Annotated in this window: 18 protein-coding genes; 17 read left to right on the forward strand and 1 reads right to left on the reverse strand. The window is 36.6% G+C overall.

Annotated features, from left to right (window positions below; translation table 11 throughout):
* Nucleotides 1-5 precede the first annotated feature (5 nt).
* From BK579_RS08270 to BK579_RS08340, 15 genes are all read left to right on the forward strand, one after another.
* Complete coding sequence (locus BK579_RS08270) at nt 6-830, forward strand: PfkB family carbohydrate kinase (protein ID WP_078544738.1); 825 nt, start codon at nt 6-8, stop codon at nt 828-830.
* A 58-nt stretch (nt 831-888) separates the two neighbouring features.
* A complete protein-coding gene (locus BK579_RS08275) occupies nt 889-1608 on the forward strand; it encodes a GntR family transcriptional regulator (protein ID WP_078544739.1) in 720 nt (239 codons plus the stop codon).
* 35 nt (nt 1609-1643) lie between these two features.
* A complete protein-coding gene (locus BK579_RS08280) occupies nt 1644-2297 on the forward strand; it encodes an HAD family hydrolase (RefSeq protein ID WP_078544740.1) in 654 nt (217 codons plus the stop codon).
* Between the two features lie 651 nt (nt 2298-2948).
* Complete coding sequence (locus BK579_RS08285) at nt 2949-3728, forward strand: IclR family transcriptional regulator (RefSeq protein ID WP_078544741.1); 780 nt, start codon at nt 2949-2951, stop codon at nt 3726-3728.
* A gap of 16 nt (nt 3729-3744) precedes the next feature.
* The gene (locus tag BK579_RS08290; protein WP_078544742.1) at nt 3745-5400 is read left to right on the forward strand and encodes an ABC transporter substrate-binding protein; all 1656 of its coding nucleotides are present in this window, start codon (nt 3745-3747) and stop codon (nt 5398-5400) included.
* Between the two features lie 69 nt (nt 5401-5469).
* Nucleotides 5470-6471, forward strand: a complete 1002-nt coding sequence (locus BK579_RS08295) for an ABC transporter permease (protein WP_078544743.1) — start codon at nt 5470-5472, stop codon at nt 6469-6471.
* Between the two features lie 9 nt (nt 6472-6480).
* Nucleotides 6481-7395 (forward strand): ABC transporter permease, encoded by a 915-nt coding sequence (locus tag BK579_RS08300; RefSeq protein WP_139365071.1) that lies wholly within the window; start codon nt 6481-6483, stop codon nt 7393-7395.
* 6 nt (nt 7396-7401) lie between these two features.
* A complete protein-coding gene (locus tag BK579_RS08305) occupies nt 7402-8478 on the forward strand; it encodes an ABC transporter ATP-binding protein (protein ID WP_078544745.1) in 1077 nt (358 codons plus the stop codon).
* Complete coding sequence (locus tag BK579_RS08310; RefSeq protein ID WP_078544746.1) at nt 8423-9427, forward strand: ABC transporter ATP-binding protein; 1005 nt, start codon at nt 8423-8425, stop codon at nt 9425-9427. The genes BK579_RS08305 and BK579_RS08310 overlap by 56 nt, the downstream gene beginning before the upstream one ends.
* A gap of 4 nt (nt 9428-9431) precedes the next feature.
* Complete coding sequence (locus BK579_RS08315) at nt 9432-10559, forward strand: S-methyl thiohydantoin desulfurase domain-containing protein (RefSeq protein ID WP_235848382.1); 1128 nt, start codon at nt 9432-9434, stop codon at nt 10557-10559.
* Nucleotides 10560-10588: 29 nt separating this feature from the next.
* Nucleotides 10589-11530: a DUF1177 domain-containing protein gene (locus BK579_RS08320; RefSeq protein WP_078544747.1), complete on the forward strand. Its 942-nt coding sequence runs from the start codon at nt 10589-10591 to the stop codon at nt 11528-11530.
* The gene (locus BK579_RS08325) at nt 11527-12207 is read left to right on the forward strand and encodes an AroM family protein (RefSeq protein WP_078544748.1); all 681 of its coding nucleotides are present in this window, start codon (nt 11527-11529) and stop codon (nt 12205-12207) included. Before BK579_RS08320 ends, BK579_RS08325 begins: the two co-directional genes overlap by 4 nt.
* A 27-nt stretch (nt 12208-12234) precedes the next feature.
* Complete coding sequence (locus BK579_RS08330) at nt 12235-13179, forward strand: aminopeptidase (RefSeq protein ID WP_078544749.1); 945 nt, start codon at nt 12235-12237, stop codon at nt 13177-13179.
* A gap of 30 nt (nt 13180-13209) precedes the next feature.
* Nucleotides 13210-14157: a DUF1177 domain-containing protein gene (locus tag BK579_RS08335; RefSeq protein ID WP_078544750.1), complete on the forward strand. Its 948-nt coding sequence runs from the start codon at nt 13210-13212 to the stop codon at nt 14155-14157.
* Nucleotides 14150-14815 carry an AroM family protein gene (locus BK579_RS08340; RefSeq protein WP_078544751.1) on the forward strand — a complete coding sequence of 222 codons (666 nt, stop codon included), beginning with the start codon at nt 14150-14152 and terminating at the stop codon, nt 14813-14815. The genes BK579_RS08335 and BK579_RS08340 overlap by 8 nt, the downstream gene beginning before the upstream one ends.
* A gap of 421 nt (nt 14816-15236) precedes the next feature.
* Here the strand turns inward: BK579_RS08340 and BK579_RS08345 are convergent, their stop codons facing one another.
* A complete protein-coding gene (locus BK579_RS08345; protein ID WP_078544752.1) occupies nt 15237-16865 on the reverse strand; it encodes an ABC transporter substrate-binding protein in 1629 nt (542 codons plus the stop codon).
* Between the two features lie 230 nt (nt 16866-17095).
* On the opposite strand from BK579_RS08345, the gene BK579_RS08350 reads away from it, so the two are divergent.
* Complete coding sequence (locus tag BK579_RS08350; RefSeq protein ID WP_078544753.1) at nt 17096-18061, forward strand: ABC transporter permease; 966 nt, start codon at nt 17096-17098, stop codon at nt 18059-18061.
* Between the two features lie 2 nt (nt 18062-18063).
* The gene (locus BK579_RS08355; RefSeq protein ID WP_078550470.1) at nt 18064-18957 is read left to right on the forward strand and encodes an ABC transporter permease; all 894 of its coding nucleotides are present in this window, start codon (nt 18064-18066) and stop codon (nt 18955-18957) included.
* Nucleotides 18958-18959 lie beyond the last annotated feature (2 nt).

Consider the following 18959-nt stretch of genomic DNA (forward strand, 5'->3'; position numbering starts at 1 on the left):
AACGAATGAAATTAATAACAATTGGTGATAACGTAGTGGACTGCTATTTAGATCAACAAAAATATTATCCTGGAGGTAATTGTGTTAATGTAGCGGTAAATGCGAAACGCAATGGGGCTAGTGAAGTAGCTTATATTGGGATCTTTGGGAATGATGAGCCTGCTGAACATATTAAATATGTACTTAAACAAGAGGGAATTGATTATCGTTTTTCACGTGACGTTATAGGTATTAGTGGACAGCCGCAGGTTACATTAACAGAAGATAATGACCGTATATTTGTTGGTGGGCCTAAAAATACAGTTCAGCATAAATTTAAAATTCAGCTCGTTCAAGAAGAGTTGGATTATATAAAAACTTTCGGCCTAAGCCATGTGAGTTGCTATTCCTCGATGGAAAGTGAATTACCTAAATTGTCTCAAGTATCCAAAGTATCGTATGATTTTTCAAATAAGAAAGATCTAACCTATATTGAGTCGATAGCTCCGTATATCTCTTATGCTTTTTTCTCGGCTGCAGAATTGTCAAAAGAAGAGTTTGATCGTTTCATTAATGACTTAGCAGTTTTTCAGTTTGAAGTCATTGGTTTGACAAGAGGAGGACGACCAGCGATTTTTGTTAAAAATGGTAGGATCTATGAGCAAAATCTAAGGGATATTAGTGTAGTTGATACAATGGGTGCAGGAGATAGTTTAATTGCTGGATTTTTAACTTCTTATATGAGTGGTGAGACAATAGAAGCTGCGATTGAGAATGGAACAAGGTCAGCTGAAAGAACGTGTCAAGAACATGGTGGATTCGGTTACCCAAAAGAATTGAAAAAAGTTTAACGAGGATACATGGTTAATGTATAATTGTGGTAACGATAATATTTAGGAGCGAACTTTAATGATTAACCGTGATCAAAATTATTTATATGAAGAAATCATGACCGGAATCAAACAATATATTGAATCGAATCAATTAAATCAAGGTGATCAAATTCCTACTGAAGCTGAATTATGTGAACTTTTTCAAGCGAGTAGAATTTCCATTCGTCGTGCCATTAAAGAATTGGTAGATGATGGTGTTCTTCAAATTATCCGTGGAAAAGGTACATTTGTGAATACATTTCGTAAAGAAATACACCTATTACATTTTCAGGGATACACAGAAGGCTTGACGACAAAGAGTGATTTTATCACAAAAGATATTATTTCAATGGAGAAAATAAAGGGTACACCCCATATTAATCATAAATTTAATAACCAGTTTGATGAGTACATCGAATTAGTTAGAAAAGTATATCGCAATAACCAAACGTTAAGTTTGGATTATGCCTACTTTCCAACAGCACTTTATCCATCAATCGAAGACAAAATCACACCAGAAAGTTCAACATTTAAGATTCTTAACGACGATTATGGAGTGAACTTCAAAAAAGTGTGTAAGGACCTTGAATTTGTACATCCAACAGATGAAGTACAAAAGCATTTAGAGGTTAATCGAATGACCCCGATTATTTTAGTCGATAAAATTATTTACAATGAAGAATCAACCCCAATCCATTATTCAAAGTACTATTTAATCGCTGATCGAGTAAAGTTGCGATTAGAAACAGAATACTAAATGGAAGTGGAAATTTTTCGTGAAGGAATGAATACATGTATAAAGCAGTTATTTTTGACTTTGATGGATTAATTTTTGACACCGAATCCGTTCATACAGCAATCTATCAAGAAATGTTTGAATCGCATCATCTGGAATTTCCGTTTGAAGAGTGGATCCAAAACATTGGAACGCAATCAGATTTTTCGATCTATGATCTGTTGGAAAAGGAAATAAAGCAAATTGACCGTGCTCAGCTGAAAAAGATGAATAAAGAAAAGCTGGAAACAAGATTAAACCTGCTAAAGGTGCGACCAGGTGTGGAAGATTATCTGAAGGAAGCTCAAGAAATGAACTTGAAAATTGGGCTTGCATCAAGCTCTAGCTATAAGTGGGTTTCTGACCATTTAAATCGTTTAGGTTTACTTCATTATTTTGAGTGTATCAAGACTTCAGACGATGTAGCTGAAGTGAAACCAAACCCAGAACTTTATCTGTTAGCTGCTAAAGAGCTGGGTGTTGAACCTCGATATTGCATTGCTTTCGAAGATTCCGCCAATGGTTCACTAGCTGCAAAACGAGCGGGGGTGACTTGTGTGATTGTTCCGAATGAAACGACGAAGCATTTGACATTTCCTGAGGTGGAGTATCGATTAGATTCAATGGCGGATTGTAAGTTGGGGGATTTGGTTGGGAAATTAACAGACTGAAAGTTAGCTATCAGCGTTTTCCTATCATATGAGGAAATAAGCTGTGGTGCTTATTTTAATGAATAGAATAGTGTATTAATTAGGATTCTCTTTTATGGGAATCTTTTTTTATGTCAATTTAATGGGGAATGTCTTAAAACATAGTAATAGTACCATGATTTCACACATTAAATTTATAAAAAAACCATGGGAAGAAATGTATAGTTTTAAGTCTAAAGGGATTTGAATTTAATTATTACAAGAGCCAACTTTTCTAATCAAACTTACCCCGAAATGATTTTTGAAGAAATTTTTTAGCGGTAATTTTAGGTAAATTAAGAACTTGTGCTTTAATAATGGGAAAATATTTTTATGACGAAAAGGTATATTGATTAGAAAGAGTAAAGAATAAAAAAATCGTTGTGAATTAATAAAGGTAACGATTACATAGGTTCTCATCATTAATGATATTTTCTAAAAAAAATACAATTGTGAAAAAGTAAACCTTGTTAGACTTTCTTACATAACAATGAAAAGTCAGATGAGTTCCGGTCTGAAAAATTAGAAAATTCCATTGATTTAAAATAATTAGTATAGTAGAATGATAAAAAATAACAAAATAAGAAACAGTGTTTCGAATATAGGAACATAGTCGATAGGAGTTTAACTATCATGACACTAAAAACACTAGATAACGCCTTAGAACTTCTTGAATATTTTAAGAGAGAAAGCTCATGGGGAGTTAGAGAGTTAGCCAAAGAGTTAAGTTTAAGTCCAACAGTTACACACAGATTACTCTCAACGCTACAAAATCATGGTTATATTATTCAAAATCCTACTACTAAGAAATACGAACTCGGATTAAAATTCCTTGAATTCAGTGTTTTAGTTCAAAATAAGCTGAAAATTAAGGATCACGTGTTTCCTTCAATGGAATTACTAGCAAAGGAAACTGGAGAAACGATTTTTCTAACTATGCTTGATGGTTTAAAAGGATTAAGTGTAGCCATTGCGGAAAGTCCTCAAAGTATCAAATTTCAGGTGACGGTTGGTACACAAAAATCATTACATGCTGCAGCTTCAAATCTTATTATTCTCGCATTTTTACCTGAGGATAAGCAGACTCAGATTCTAAGTGGTCACCTTGAAAAAGTAACTGAAAATACAATTACAGACCCGGAAGAGTTGAAGGCGGTACTTAAAAGATTGAAACAACAGGGATGGTGTTTCACAAATGGTGAAACAACCCCTGATGCCTTCGGGATTGGAGTTCCATTATTTGATTGCAACAACGCAATAATAGGATCGCTTAATGTCGCTGGTCCAACTTACCGTATAAATGAAGAGAAGGTGAAAAGAATTTTGGAATTAACGTTGGAAAAGAGAGACTACATTCAGCAAATGATAAATTCTCTCGGCCTAACGTATTCACATATAAAAAATTCAATTTAAACTGGGGGGTTTTTTGATGAAAAAGAGTTTATCAAGTTTTATTACAATCTTAATCATTATGATGGTGATTGTAGGATGCAGCAGTAGTACAACTGAACCTACTAATGATTCAAACGAAGGAGACTCAAATACTTCTTCAACAGATAGTAATTCTGGAATGCCTGACCGACCATTCGTATATGTTGCACAGCAGGTTGTCGGTTCTGTGGATCCAGCAAAACACACGGATGAGACAGAGTTAATCGCGGTGCTTAATACATATGATCCGCTTGTTTATCCGAAGGTGAAGGAAGGTTCAATGGAACCTGGTTCACATATTGCTGAAACGTGGGAAGTGTCTGAGGACGGTAAAACATACACTTTCAAGTTAACTGAAGGAGTTACTTTCCAAAGTGGAAATCCATTAACTGCTAAAGACGTTGTATATTCAATTCAACGGATGATGGCAATTAAACAAGGTTTTTCATGGCTATGGAGTGGTGTATTAAATCCTGATAATGTGGTGGCAAAAGATGATTATACAGTTGAATTTACTTTAGATAGTGCATACGCGCCATTTGTATCAACATTAACGCAATTATTTATTGTTGATAGCGAAACACTCAAAGCGAATCAAGCAGACGGTGAGTTTGGTGATAATGGAGACTACGGTCAAAAGTATTTAGAAGAAAAGGTTGCAGGTTCTGGTCCATATACGTTAGAAAAATGGGAGCGTGGATCTCAACTTACTTTTGCTAAATATGATAATTACTTCAAGGGTTGGTCAGAAGGACAAATTGAAGAATTCCAAATGAAAATTATCACTGAGCAAGCAACAGTTAAGACAATGTTAGTTTCTGGTGAAGCAGATATGGTTCACCAATGGTTAACAGTGGATACTTATAAAGAATTTGCTTCAACAGAAGGTATAAAAGTTCAGGAAGATCCTAGTGTTCAGTTATACCACTTACCAATTAACACACAAAAAGCACCAACAGATGATGTAAATGTACGTAAAGCGATCTCTTATGCATTTGATTACACTATAGCAACAGAACAAATAATGAATGGTGCTGTTCAAGCCCAAGGTCCAGTTCCAGTATTGGTTCCAGGTCATAATGATCAGGTAACTGTATATAACAAGGATATTGAGAAAGCAAAAGAATATTTAGCTCAATCAAAGTATGCAGGTCAAGAGCTAGAAGTTGAATTCATGTATCTATCAGAAAATCCATTCCAAAGACAAATTGCACAATTACTTCAAAGTAATTTAGCTGAAATCGGTATTACGGTTAAGCTAAATGGTGGTCCCTGGACACAGATTACTGAAACAACTGCAAAAGTTGAAACAACTCCGCATATTGCTAGTATCTCAGATACATTGAAATACCCGCATGTTGATAGTCATACATTCGGAATCTATCATCCTAGTGCGCACGGTAGTTATCGTTCTTCTGCATGGTATGACGATGCTGCAACTACTGAATTATTAGAAACTGCTAGAAAGTCAACGGTAGTTGAGGAACAGATGGAGAACTATCAAGAAGCACAAGCGTTAATTGTTGAAAACGCACCTTCTGTTTATGTTGCGAATCCAAATCACCGTATTGCATTCCAAGATTACGTAGAAGGATATAATTATGTAGGTCTTTTAGGTTACGACCTTGGTTTTTATAATTTGACAGTAAAATAATAAAAAAAGTAAGGGAGTGAGAAGGCATGTCGCCTTCTCTTCTTCTACCATTCGTAAGGATGTGCCAAGATGAAAGAATTCTTAATAAAAAGATTATTGCATATTATTCCTGTTCTCATTGGTTTATCGATTTTAATCTTTGCTTTATCAAGAGTGATGCCCGGTGATTCTATTCGTTTGACATTAGGTCCTGAAGCAACTGAGGAACAAATTGAAGAAATGAGAGATTCTATGGGGTTAAATGATCCGCTTCCTGTTCAGTACTTTAACTATGTTAAAGGTGTTTTTCAAGGAGATATGGGTCAATCATTACGAACAGATCGTAATGTTGCTACTGATTTAATACAAACATTTCCTGCAACTTTTGAACTGATCATTATAGCAATGATTATTTCAATTGGTTTAGGGGTTCCTCTAGGAGTTATATCTGCTGTTAGAAAAGATAAATGGGAAGACCATGTAACAAGGGTGATAGCTCTTTCAGGGATTGCATTACCGAGGTTCTGGTTAGCAATCATGCTTCAAATATTGTTTGCTTATTGGTTCTCTCTACTGCCGGTTGTAGGTAGGGGGGATGTTGTACCTACTACTATTACTGGAATGAGATTACTAGATAGCTTACTAACATTAAATTTCCATGCTTTCTTTACAAGTCTAAAACACATCATTTTACCTTCCTTTGCATTGTCCATAGCTACACTTGCCCAAATCATGAGATTAACTCGTTCTAATATGCTTGAACAGCTAAATAAAGATTACATTTTAGCATCGAAAGCTTATGGGTTACCTAAGGGAATGATTGTGTATAAGTACATGCTAAAAAATGCATTTACCTCTACTTTAACCATCATAGGCTTGTCATTTGGTTCATTATTAGGTAATGCTTTCTTAGTTGAAGCTGTTTTCGGTTGGCCAGGAATGGCACAATACGGTGTTCAGGGTGTTGTTTACAAGGATTACAACGCAATTGTAGGAGTGACTTTAGTGATCGGATTTGTTTTTGCAATAGGAAATTTAATTGTTGATGTGTTATATGGAATTTTAGATCCAAGGATTAAATACGACTCATAGGTGATGATGATGAAATTAAACAATAATACGATCGTTGTAAATGAGAAGCTTGTAAATAAAAGTACACGTTTAGAAGAAGCGAAACGCGCTTGGCACAGAATGAAGCGGAATAAGCTAAGTCTAGTTGGCCTAGGTATGGTCCTTCTCACGGTTTTGGCAGCAATATTTGCACCATGGGTGGCTCCATATCCAGATTCAGCAACAGGCGCGATATTCTTTGACAAAATGAACCAACCGCCAAGTATGGAGCATATTTTTGGTACGGATGAAGTAGGTAGAGATATTTTTAGCCGAGTGATTTATGGTGCGCGTATTTCTTTATTCTTAGGATTTACAGTTCTAGGTATTGCTATTTTGATAGGAGTACCACTTGGGTTAATTGCTGGTTTTTGGGGCGGAACAGTTAACACGATTATCATGCGTACGACCGATATCTTTTTAGCGATTCCATCGATGGTTTTAGCACTAGCTGTCGCAGCTATTATGGAACCAACGTTAACCAATATTATGATCGCTATATCATTTGGCTGGTGGCCATGGTTTACAAGACTGGTTCAAGGAGAGGTTCTACGACTAAAAGGAGAACAATTTGTTTTAGCTTCTGAAGGTTTGGGTGCTAATAAATGGAGAATTGCCTTTAAGGAGATCCTACCAAATTGCGTTTCTACTATTATAGTTAAAGCAACATTAGATATGGGGTTTGTTATTTTAACAGGAGCTAGCTTAGGATTTTTAGGTCTAGGAGCACAGCCTCCAATTCCAGAGTGGGGAACAATGATTGCTGAAGGAAGAGTGTACCTCCCAGAAATGTGGTGGCAAGCAACATTCCCTGGTCTAGCGATTTTGGTTACTGTACTTGGCTTCAATTTATTAGGTGATGGCCTAAGAGATGTTTTTGACGTTCAAGTGGATCAAGAGGGGTGATTAATTTTGACTGAAAATAATGAAGTTTTATTAGAGGTAAAAGATTTGAAAGTGAATTTCAAATCTTATGAGGGAACTGCACAGGTCATTAACGGAGTAAATCTTAAAGTAAAAAAGGGTGAAGTTATTTCCGTTGTAGGTGAATCAGGATGTGGAAAGTCAGTCACTGTTCGTTCAATGTTGGGGCTTGTGCCGACTCCTCCTGCACAGTATGTGAATGGGGACATTACATTTGAAGGCAAAAGTGTCTTAAATTTAAGCGAAAACGAATGGCAGAAAATTAGAGGGAAAGGAATTTCGATGATTTTCCAGGACCCAATGACAGCCCTTAACCCTGTGTTTACAATTGGTCAACATTTAATTGATGTGTATATGTACCAAGGGAGAAAAAGCACTTTATTTATGTCTCGAAAAGAGAAAAAAGAGTTAAGAGAAAAAGGAAGAGCAAGAGCAATCGAGATTCTAGAAAAAATGAGAATACCCGATCCAGAAGCCATTCTTGCACGTTATCCAGTTGAACTGAGCGGTGGAATGAGACAAAGAATTCTTATTGCTCTTGCCCTTGTCCATACCCCTAAACTATTGATTGCTGACGAACCTGGTACAGCACTTGATGTGTCAGTACAGGATCAAATCTTAATGGAATTAAAAAGGTTAGTAGAAATAGAAGGAATTTCAATGATTTTCATTACCCATAATTTAGGTGTTGCAAGAATGATTAGTGACCGTGTTTATGTCATGTATGCAGGAGAAGTAATTGAAGAAGCAAAGACGAATACTCTTTTCAGTGAGTCATACCACCCTTATACAAAAGGATTATTAAGTTCAATACCAAAACTCAGTGGTGGTATGGGTGATGGAATTGATGGTAGAATTCCAGACTTTATCAATCCCCCTGCAGGTTGTCGTTTTTATGATCGATGTTCGGTTAGGTTGGATAAATGTAATATTGTTCCACCAACGTTAAAAAGATTATCTGATGGCCGGAGTGTATCTTGTCATCTTTTTGAAGAAGAGGGGAATGACAATGGAAAATTATATCCTACAGGTGGAGGATCTAAAGAAGTATTTCTCCATCCATAAGGGTTTTTTAAAGAAAAAGGTTGGAGATGTCAAAGCAGTTGATGATATTTCACTAAATATTGAAGCTGGTAGCACCCTTGCAATAGTAGGAGAATCTGGCTCTGGTAAAACGACCTTGGCGAAAACAATTATGCGATTTTATGATCCTACAGAAGGAAAAATTATATTTGATGGGAAAGATATCTCGCATATTAACAAAGATGCACTAAAAAAGTTGAAACAGGATATGCAGATGGTTCATCAAGATCCATCATCTTCATTAAATCCAAGAAAAAAAATCAAGGATATTCTAGAGGCACCACTTATTATTCATAAAATTGGAAACGCGAATTCGCGATTAAAACGAGTAAAAGAACTCTTGGACGTTGTAGAACTACCAGAGGATTTTTTGTATCGATATCCACATTCTCTTAGTGGAGGACAAAAACAAAGGATTGGAATTGCAAGAGCTCTTGCTTTGAATCCGAAATTTATCGTACTTGATGAACCAACATCAGCACTAGATGTTTCAGTTCAGGCTAAAATTATTGCCTTATTAAAAAAATTACAAAAGGAACTTAATCTTACCTATTTTTTCATCACACATGACTTGAGCTTAGTAAGAAACTTTGCTAATAAAGTGGGGGTTATGTATTTAGGCAGTATTGTTGAATATAGTGATGTCGAAACCTTATTTACACACCCCCAAAATCCTTATACTCAATCCTTGCTTTCTTCGATTCCTGTTGTAAGTGAAGATGAGCAATCAATGTTACCGAGAAAAATTCCACTAAAAGGTGAAATACCGAGCCCAAGTAATATGCCGAAAGGGTGCAGGTTTCATACTCGTTGTCCTTTTAAAGAGGATATTTGTTTAACCGCACCGGAATTAAAACTGACAAAAGCTGGATCGTACACGCGATGTCATTTAGTTGAGGAAATAAATGAAAAAGTAAAAGTGGGAGTGTGAGACATTGTTTATTTTAGATAAATTAACGGAAGAATTAATTGAACCATTAGTCATTGGTGGATGCATCCTTGGGGGAGGTGGTGGAGGTTCCATGCCCAAAGGGAAGAGGTTTGCTGAGCTTGCCTTTGAAATGGGAACCCCCTCTTTTATTCAATTAGATCAATTAAACTCTCTTGAAGAAACGGTTGTTACTGTTTCTGGTGTTGGTGCACCAGCTGCTAAAAACCAATATGTGAAGCCGCAGGATTACTTAATTGCTTTTGAATTACTTGAAAACGCGTTAGGAAAGAAACCAACTGCAATCATTACAAATGAAAATGGAGGGTTTGCTAGTGTAAATGGCTTATTGCAGTCAGCGTTAACAGGGATTCCAATCTTAGATGCTGCTTGTAACGGTAGAGCACATCCAACAGGCATAATGGGATCGATGGGTTTAACAGAGTTAGAAAACTACCAATCTATTCAAGTGGGTGTAGGTGGAAAACCCGGTACTGATGCAAGGGTGGAACTCGTTGTAAAAGGAAGTCTACAAGGTTCCTCAAAAATGATCAGACAAGGTGCAGTGCAAGCAGGAGGATTAGTTACTGTTGCTAGAAATCCTGTAAAAGCAGAATATATAAAAAATAATGGTGCGATTCATGCCATTTCCCATGCAGTCGAAGTTGGAATGGCTAATGTAAATGGCAAAACACCTGAAGAAAAGATTGAGAATGTTGTGTCAGTGCTCGGTGGAAAAGTAATTAATGAAGGACAGGTAAGGGATTTCGAGTTAAAGACAATCGACGGCTTTGACCTTGGAAAATTTACATTAAAATCAGTATCAGGCGATTATGCCTTAACATTTTGGAATGAGTATATGTCAGTTGATCTAGACGGAACTAGATTAACTACGTTTCCTGACTTAATAATGACTTTCTCAGCAGAAACCGGATTACCTATTACTTCTGCAGAACTAGCTGATGGCGTTAAAATAGTGGTCATTACAGCGCCATACCAAAATCTGCGTTTGGGTAGTGGTATGTTTTCAGCTAAAAACTATGAAATTATTGAAAAAGTTCTAGATATTGAGATTATTCCTTATATTACATCCTTAGTAGGATTAGATAAAACAGCAATCGGTTCATATAAATAAGAATTAGAAGATCGTGGGGGTGATATAAATTGTTACATAAATACGTACAAACTCTGTTTGAGCTTCTTGATGATTCAAATGCATCAGGGGAAAAAGTGGAAAAACTATTTAGCGGGTATAAAGGGGTTAAAACAAGTGTTAGGACTGAAACTGCTGGTACAGCAAGTACTGATTATATAAAAGTGCTTATACCAGGAGTGAATGGGAAAACGGTTGGAGGAAGTGCACCTACTCTTGGTGTTATCGGAAGACTTGGAGGACTTGGAGCCAGACCTTCTGTAAAAGGGTTTGTTTCAGATGGAGATGGTGCGCTTGGTGCGTTAACTGTTGCATTAAAGCTTGCTGATATGCAGGAAAAAGGAGATAACCTTGAAGGGGATGTTATCGTTATCACTCATATTGATCCAGATGCACCAACAAAACCGCATTTTCCAGTTCCATTTATGGGATCAGCTATTGATAATAGCACAAAAAATGGGATTGAGATCGATCAAGAAATGGATGCAATCCTTTCAATTGATACAACAAAAGGAAATCGTGTAGTTAACCATACTGGAATTAGTATTACTCCAACGGTTAAGGAAGGCTATATTCTTAGAGTAAGTGAAGAATTAATGGATATTTACCAAAATGTAACAGGTCATTTTCCTGTTGTATTACCAATTACCACTCAAGATATCACACCATATGGGAATGATATTTACCATATTAATAGTATCCTGCAACCAAGTGTAGCGACAACTGTTCCAGTTGTTGGTGTTGCAATTACGACCGTAGCGACAATTGCTGGATGTGCAACTGGAGCTACTAATATAGAAGCTGTTGAACAATCAGCACGATATTGTATAGAAGTTGCTAAATTATACACTGAAGAAAAAGCTAGTTTCTATAACAAGGATGAATATCAGCATTTAATTGGTTTATATGGGTCTTTATCACATCTACAAACGCAAGGAAAAAGGACAGTATGAATAAATTAGGTGTGATCACCATAGGTGAGGCGCCACGAAAAGACGTGCAACCTGTTTTTGACAAGTATTTAGCTAACAAAACAGAAGTCATACAAGTGGGCGTGTTGGATGGGCTGAAAAAGCAAGAAGCAGAGATAGCGTTTAAGCCAGAAGGTAACGAGTACACGATGGTCAGCCGGTTTGTTAGTGGTGATTCTGTAAAGATGTCAAGAAACAAGATTACTTCTGTTATTCAATCTAAGATTGAGTTGTTGGAGGACCAGGGATGTACGCAGATACTGTTACTTTGTACTGGCGTTTTTAACGGATTAAGGACGAAGCACTCTGTGTTAATTGAACCGGAAAAAATCATTCCATTAACAGTAACAGGGTTAGTTGGTGAAAAAAGATTCGGAATAATCGGACCTTTAAAAAAACAAAGTAATCTACTCTTAGAGAAATGGAGTCATTGTAAAACTCCGCCAGTTTTTGTATCGGCTTCTCCGTATGTTTTTAATGAAAAGGAATTGAGAACTGCTGCTAGAAGTCTGAGGGAACAAGATGTCCGTTTAATTCTGTTAGATTGCATGGGATATACAGAAGAAATGAAGAAGATGGTTAAGGAAGAAGTGGGGAGAATTCCTGTAGTTCTCTCGAATGCATTAGTAGTTAAGTTGATTACGGAATTATTGGAGTAGCTACATATAAGAAGGAGTTGAATTAAGGTGTCAGATTTATTGGAAGTTTGTCGCGGGTTGCTAGTAAATTGCTTAAATGTTAAAGAAGATGAGCAATTGTTAATTGTTTCAGACGATTACAAAAAAAACCTCGGAGAGTATCTATACGAAGCGGGTAAACTTCTTGGAGCGGAAGCCGTACACGTGACCATGAAGGAGAGAGAAAAGTCAGGACAAGAACCACCGATCGCTATTGCAGAGGCGATGAAAAATAGTGATGTAGTTATTTGTGTAACGACTCACTCGTTAACACATACAAAAGCTCGCAAAAACGCAGTTGCAAATGGAGCACGACTTGCAACAATGCCAGGAATTACAGAAGATATGTTTTTAGATGGGGCTGTGACCGCAGACTACACGCAGGTTAAGGAACTAACAGAAAAAGTGACAAAGGTACTTGATACAGCAAAGCAAATACGAATCGAAAAGGATGGTAAAGCATTAGTATTTTCTGTAGAAGGTAGAAATGGTGTGCCAAGTACGGGCGTGTACGTAAATAAAGGAGAATCTGGTAATCTACCATCTGGAGAAGCGTATATCGCACCTATTGAGGGTACTGCTTTTGGAGAAATCGTTATTGATGGATCTGTTACCGGCATTGGAAAAATTGATACCCCGATCACTCTAAAGATTGAAGAAGGTCGAATTGTTAATGCAGTGGGTGAACATGCTGATAAGCTATTAGCGATATTAGGCGATGGTAAAGGAAGATGTTTAGCTGAATTCGGAATTGGTACAAATAATAAAGCTCGTATTACCGGTGTCATTTTAGAGGATGAAAAAGTGTTTGGAACGATCCATGTTGCTTTTGGAAGTAATATTACGTTTGGTGGAACCATTGAGGCTGGGGTTCATTGTGATTTAGTTGTCAGCAAGCCAGATGTATATATTGATGATCAAAAAGTGATTTACGCAGGGGAACATCTATTTTGATAGATTCATTACAAAGATGGAGGAATTAACATGTCATTAAAATATGCGATGAATGTAGTTGAACTTCTCGACGATTCTAATATAAACGGTCAAACAGTAGTTGATTTATTTACGAGATATCAATTTGTGGAAGCATCTACCTCAACTGTTCAAGGTGAGAATGGGTCCACTGATTTTGTAAAGATCATTGTAAAAGGAACTAACGGAAAATCAGTAGGAGGAAGTGCACCGACTTTAGGTATTGTTGGACGCTTAGGTGGAATTGGTGCAAGACCAAGCCGTATAGGAATTGTATCGGATGCAGATGGTGCTGTTTCTGCTATAGCAGCAGCCTTGAAACTTGCAGATATGTCTATAAAAGGCGACCGTTTAACAGGCGATGTAGCCATTACCACCCATATTTGTCCAAGTGCACCAACTGAGCCACATGAGCCTGTTGATTTTATGGGTTCTCCAGTAGATATTTTTACAATGAATAAATATGAGGTACTAGATGAGGTGGATGCAATTCTATCCATTGATACAACTAAAGGAAATCAAATTATAAACCACCGTGGTATCGCATTGTCTCCAACTGTAAAAGAAGGATATATTCTTAAATTTAGCAATGACTTATTACGAATTATGACAATGACAACAGGCGAACACCCTGTAACTTTTGCTATAACTACTCAAGACATTACCCCTTATGGGAATGATGTGTACCATATTAATAGTATCCTTCAGCCTGCTATAGCGACAGATGTACCAGTTGTAGGTTTAGCTATAACTGCTCAGTCTGCTGTTCCAGGGTGTGGTACAGGGGCAAGCCATGAAGTGGACATTGCACAAGCTGTTCGTTTCAGTATTGAAGTCGCAAAGGAATTCACAGCAGGAAACACTACATTCTATGATGAAGATGAGTTTAACCACTTAAAGAGTCTTTATGGATCAATGAAGGTATTACAAACATTAGGAAATAGTGCAAACCATGTCTAAAAAGAAAATAGGATTAATTACAATTGGTCAATCGCCAAGAGTTGATTTGACTCCAGAAATGGAGCCTTTAATTGGTGAAGGTAATATTTTTGTCGAGTTAGGTGCTTTAGACGACTTAACAAGTGAGGAAATTGAAAAGGTTGCTCCTTTCGAAGGAGACGTAACCTATGTATCGCGTTTAAGATCAGGTGCCTATGCAAAAATGTCTAAGCAAAAGATATTACCTTTATTACAGGAAAAAGTATTGCTATTGGAAAACGAAGTATCTAGTAATATTCTTGTTTGTACAGGAAGTTTTCCTAACATTAAACATAACAAGCCTTTACTATTTCCAGATAAAATCCTAAATGCTGTTGTAGATAGTGTACTAGAAAAAAACGGTGTTCTAGGAGTAATGGTGCCTTTAATGGAGCAAAAGGAGTCATTGGTTAAGAAATGGGGAGACAGACCCCTTGTGGTCCAAAGTGCAAATCCGTATCAAAAAGATGATGACTTTGTTACACCTGCTCGTAAACTTAAAGAATTAGGTGCAACCGTTATCGTCCTTGATTGTATGGGTTATACTGAAGAGCACAAGCGAAAAGTGAAGGAACATTCTAATTTACCTGTCATTCTTTCAAGGAGTATTGTTGCGCGGGTTGCAGCTGAGTTAGCTTAATCAGATATAATACAATTAATATTACTAGACTTGTAAAGATTTTTATGAGACCAGCATTTTGCATCGTTCGAATGAGCTTGCAAAATGCTGTGGTCTCTTTTATATTTTTATGAAGTCTACTGATTAATCCTAATGACTGAAACCAAAACATCAGTCAGGAAATGGTGTCCCAAACATTATATCTACAGATAGACTAATAGGAATAAGATTTTTGATAGATTGGTAATAGTTTTGTGACAAAGTCATTTTCGATTCCACTGAAAGAACTCTTATGTGAACAGTACTATTTTAATACTACAAAAACGAAAAAACGGTCAATGCCCTCTAGAATACAGGACATTGGCCGTTTAATGTGATTTATTATATTCACTGTCTACTTAATAGGGGGCAGGAGCAGTACATTTTCCCTACCCATCTTAACCTATTTATTCTCTATTGATATGTTGACACCGTTTGGACTTACAACATGTATAGATCCATCAGGAGAAAGGTTGAAGCCTTTAACCTTTGGGTTGATACCTACTGCAATATCTAAGTTATCAAACTCAATTGTTGCAAAGTCTCCCATAATTTCTGCAACAGCTTCTTGATATAATTTAGCACGTTCTGCTTGGTCAACAGTTTCTGTAAGTGCACGGTTCAGTAGTTCATCTACTTTTGAACTTTCATATGCTTTACCGTTACCATTAGATCCATGTTGACTCGAGTGGAAACGAGGGTTTAAGAAGAAATATGGATCTGGATACCAAGACCATCCACCGATGTTCATAGGTGCGTTATTTTTAGAAATCGTGTCTGTTAATGTTCCCCATTCAGAAACCTGAATATTTACATCAATATTTAAGTTTTCTTTCATTTGATTTTGGAAGATCGTTGCATAGTTAGTACGTGTTTCTAGTACAAAAAGATCAATTTCAAATCCATCTGCATATTCTGTTTGACTTAAAATTTCTCTCGCTTCTTCTGGGTTGTATTCAGGTTTTAACGACTCGAAAGACTCGTCATAACCCCAAGAACCTTTTGGAAGTGCACCATTTGCAACAGTTCCACCACCCCATTGGTGTACCCCTTGAACAATTTCTTCTACATTAGTAGCTTTAAAAATCGCTTCTCTTACTTTAGGGTCTGCTGTAGGACCTTTTTGGAAGTTCATATCAAGATAAGTAATTGAAAGACCAGGAGTCGAAAGTAATTCTAGGTTTTGATCTTGGCTAATCACTTCTCTATTTTGTCCTTTAATATCTGTTGCAATATCGATATCACCAGAACGCAAAGCGTTTGTCATCATAGATTGATCAGAAATAAACTTATAAGTTACACCATCAAGGTTAGGTTCTTCACCCCAATAGTTATCGTGCTTCACTAAATCAACTTGTTGGTCGGTTTGCCAATTTTCAAGGATGAATGGTCCTGTACCAATCAAGTTAGCACCAAATTGGTCTCCCCAGCCTTCAACTTCTTCTTTCGGAATAATAATATTCCCTTGGTCGGTTAGCATCGCTAAAAATGCTGAGTTTGGCTGCTCTAAGTGGATTGCAACTTCGAACTCACCAGTCACTTCAACACTTTCAACACCAGCTAAGCGGTTTTGTGCTGAATGTTCAGCTGAGCGCTCTAAACTGTATTTCACATCTTCCGCAGTCATTTGTCTTCCATCTTGATATTCACCAGGTTGAAAGTAGACATCATCTCTTAATTGGAATGTGTAAGACAACATATCATCTGATGCTTTCCATTCTGTTGCTAATGAAGGTACAAAGCTTTGTAAATCTTTGTCATATACGATTAAAGTGTCCGCAATGGAGCGCATAATTTGGGACTCATATGTACCGGTATAATTGATTGGATCTAAAGTTGCTGCATTAGAGGATAAACCAATATTTAATATGCCGCCACTACTAGAACCTTCCCCAGTTCCTTCGCTTTCTTCATTTCCAGTTGTCTCATTACCTTCTCCTGAATTGTTACCTGATGAACATGCTGCTAATACCAATGAAAATAAACCAAAAACAATGACAAACAAGACTAGTTTCCAATTACTCTTTCCCATACCATTTTCCTCCTTTATTTTGATTCACATATAGAAACAGTTATTCAAATACTGAATATATATTAAATTATCATACAAATATGAAAATTGTAAATAGTAATTGTTAGAAAATAAAAAAAGTTTGAAATTTATCTAAAACTATATTTACATTAAAAATAAAGGATGATACCATTCAATTAATTCACATAATGTAACGATGGTTCAAATAATGAATCAAAGGAGGGGTTGTTTTGAGAGAATTTCTATATAAAAGAATTGTACAATTAATACCGACGTTATTTATCGTAGCGGTTATTGTATTCTTTATCACTCGAATGTTACCAGGTAACCCAGCAGCTGTTATGCTCGGACCACAGGCTAGCGCAGAAGATATTGCGGAATATTCGGAGAAATTAGGGTTGAATGATCCAATTCTTCAGCAATTTTTCGACTACTTAATGAATCTAATTGTTTTTGATTTTGGAAATTCACTTACATATAACCAACCCATTGTTGGCTTAATTATGGAACGTTTCCCTAATACGATTATATTGGCGGTTAGTGCGTTACTTATAGCCGTAGTGATAGGTGTGCCAGCAGGGATCATCGCTGCAAGAAAACAGAATACAATTATAGATTATTCGGTTACTACTTTATCTTTAATTGGTGTTTCAATGCCGATCTTTTGGTTAGGTGTTATGTTAGTTCTTTATTTTAGTGTAAACCTAGGGTGGCTTCCTGCAATAGGGATGGGGTCACTTGATGATGGTTTGTGGGATTTTCTTAGTCATCTTATCTTACCAAGCTTAGCATTAGCGACAATACCTACTGCTGAATTTGCAAGGATTATTCGATCTAGTATGTTGGAGACAATTTCACAAGATTATATCAAAACAGCACGTTCAAAAGGTTTAAAAGAATATAAGGTTATTTATAAACATGCATTTAAAAATGCATTAACACCTTTACTAACGGTAATCGGTTTGCAATTTTCTAATCTTTTAGGCGGTGCTGTATTAACTGAAACGATTTTTAGTTGGCCAGGGATGGGCCTATTGATTGTTGATGCGATTGAAAAAAGAGATTTTATTGTAGTTCAAAGTACAGTTATTTTTGTGGCTGTAATTTATGTAGTGATTAACTTGATCGTTGATATTCTATACAAAGTAGTCAATCCGAAAGTAAATCTAAACTCCAACAGTGGAGGTGCAAAGTGAACATGAATACGATTCAAGAGATTGAACAAGCAAGAGAGCTTCAATATCAAAAAGCAAGAAAAGAACAATCTTTTATGCGCAAGTTATTAAGAAATAGATTCGCAGCATTAGGATTAATTGTCATCTTACTTTTGGTGTTAACAGCTATTTTTGCGCCTTTTTTTGCTACACATTCCCCAAATAGTATGGATGTAACGAAAACCTTGTTAGGACCAGGTAAAGAAGGTCACATTTTAGGTACTGATAGCTATGGCCGTGACATATATAGTCGGATTGTTTATGGAGCGCGGATATCTTTAATCGTTGGAATTTCAGCCGTATTATTTGGAGCTGTTTTAGGTTCAGCGTTAGGAATCATATCTGGTTATTTCGGTGGCAGAACAGATTCAATCATCATGAGAATTATGGATGGGATGATGGCATTTCCTTTCATCTTATTAGCAATTGTCTTAATGACAGTATTAGGCCAAGGCTTGGTTAATGTAATTATTGCAATTGGAATATCTAATATACCCGGCTTTGCAAGAGTTGTTAGAGGTCAGGTGTTAAACGTAAAGGAAGCAGAGTATATAGAAGTAACTCGTTCATTAGGTGCTAAGCATGGAAGAATTATTTTTAAACATATCGTGCCTAACAGTATTGCACCATTAATCGTCTATGCAACGATGGGGATTGCTGGAGCGATTATATCAGAAGCGGCATTAAGCTTCTTAGGACTAGGTGTACAACCACCTACGGCTTCTTGGGGAAGTATGTTGCAAGAAGGTAAAAACTTTCTCGTACTTAGCCCTGAACTGGCCACTTTCTCAGGGTTAGCCATATTGATTACAGTGCTTGGTATTAACTTATTTGGTGACGGATTAAGAGACGCTCTTGATCCTAAGATGAAGTTATAGTT

It is taken from the genome of Litchfieldia alkalitelluris, from assembly GCF_002019645.1.
Taxonomy (GTDB): domain Bacteria; phylum Bacillota; class Bacilli; order Bacillales; family Bacillaceae_L; genus Litchfieldia; species Litchfieldia alkalitelluris.

Bases quoted from the DNA above. Each gene is read 5' to 3' on its own strand.
- BK579_RS08270 (WP_078544738.1), top strand. From the start codon at position 6: ATGAAATTAATAACAATTGGTGATAACGTAGTGGACTGCTATTTAGAT.
- BK579_RS08275 (WP_078544739.1), top strand. From the start codon at position 889: ATGATTAACCGTGATCAAAATTATTTATATGAAGAAATCATGACCGGA.
- BK579_RS08280 (WP_078544740.1), top strand. From the start codon at position 1,644: ATGTATAAAGCAGTTATTTTTGACTTTGATGGATTAATTTTTGACACC.
- BK579_RS08285 (WP_078544741.1), top strand. From the start codon at position 2,949: ATGACACTAAAAACACTAGATAACGCCTTAGAACTTCTTGAATATTTT.
- BK579_RS08290 (WP_078544742.1), top strand. From the start codon at position 3,745: ATGAAAAAGAGTTTATCAAGTTTTATTACAATCTTAATCATTATGATG.
- BK579_RS08295 (WP_078544743.1), top strand. From the start codon at position 5,470: ATGAAAGAATTCTTAATAAAAAGATTATTGCATATTATTCCTGTTCTC.
- BK579_RS08300 (WP_139365071.1), top strand. From the start codon at position 6,481: ATGAAATTAAACAATAATACGATCGTTGTAAATGAGAAGCTTGTAAAT.
- BK579_RS08310 (WP_078544746.1), top strand. From the start codon at position 8,423: ATGGAAAATTATATCCTACAGGTGGAGGATCTAAAGAAGTATTTCTCC.
- BK579_RS08325 (WP_078544748.1), top strand. From the start codon at position 11,527: ATGAATAAATTAGGTGTGATCACCATAGGTGAGGCGCCACGAAAAGAC.
- BK579_RS08335 (WP_078544750.1), top strand. From the start codon at position 13,210: ATGTCATTAAAATATGCGATGAATGTAGTTGAACTTCTCGACGATTCT.
- BK579_RS08340 (WP_078544751.1), top strand. From the start codon at position 14,150: ATGTCTAAAAAGAAAATAGGATTAATTACAATTGGTCAATCGCCAAGA.
- BK579_RS08345 (WP_078544752.1), bottom strand. From the start codon at position 16,865: ATGGGAAAGAGTAATTGGAAACTAGTCTTGTTTGTCATTGTTTTTGGT.
- BK579_RS08355 (WP_078550470.1), top strand. From the start codon at position 18,064: ATGAATACGATTCAAGAGATTGAACAAGCAAGAGAGCTTCAATATCAA.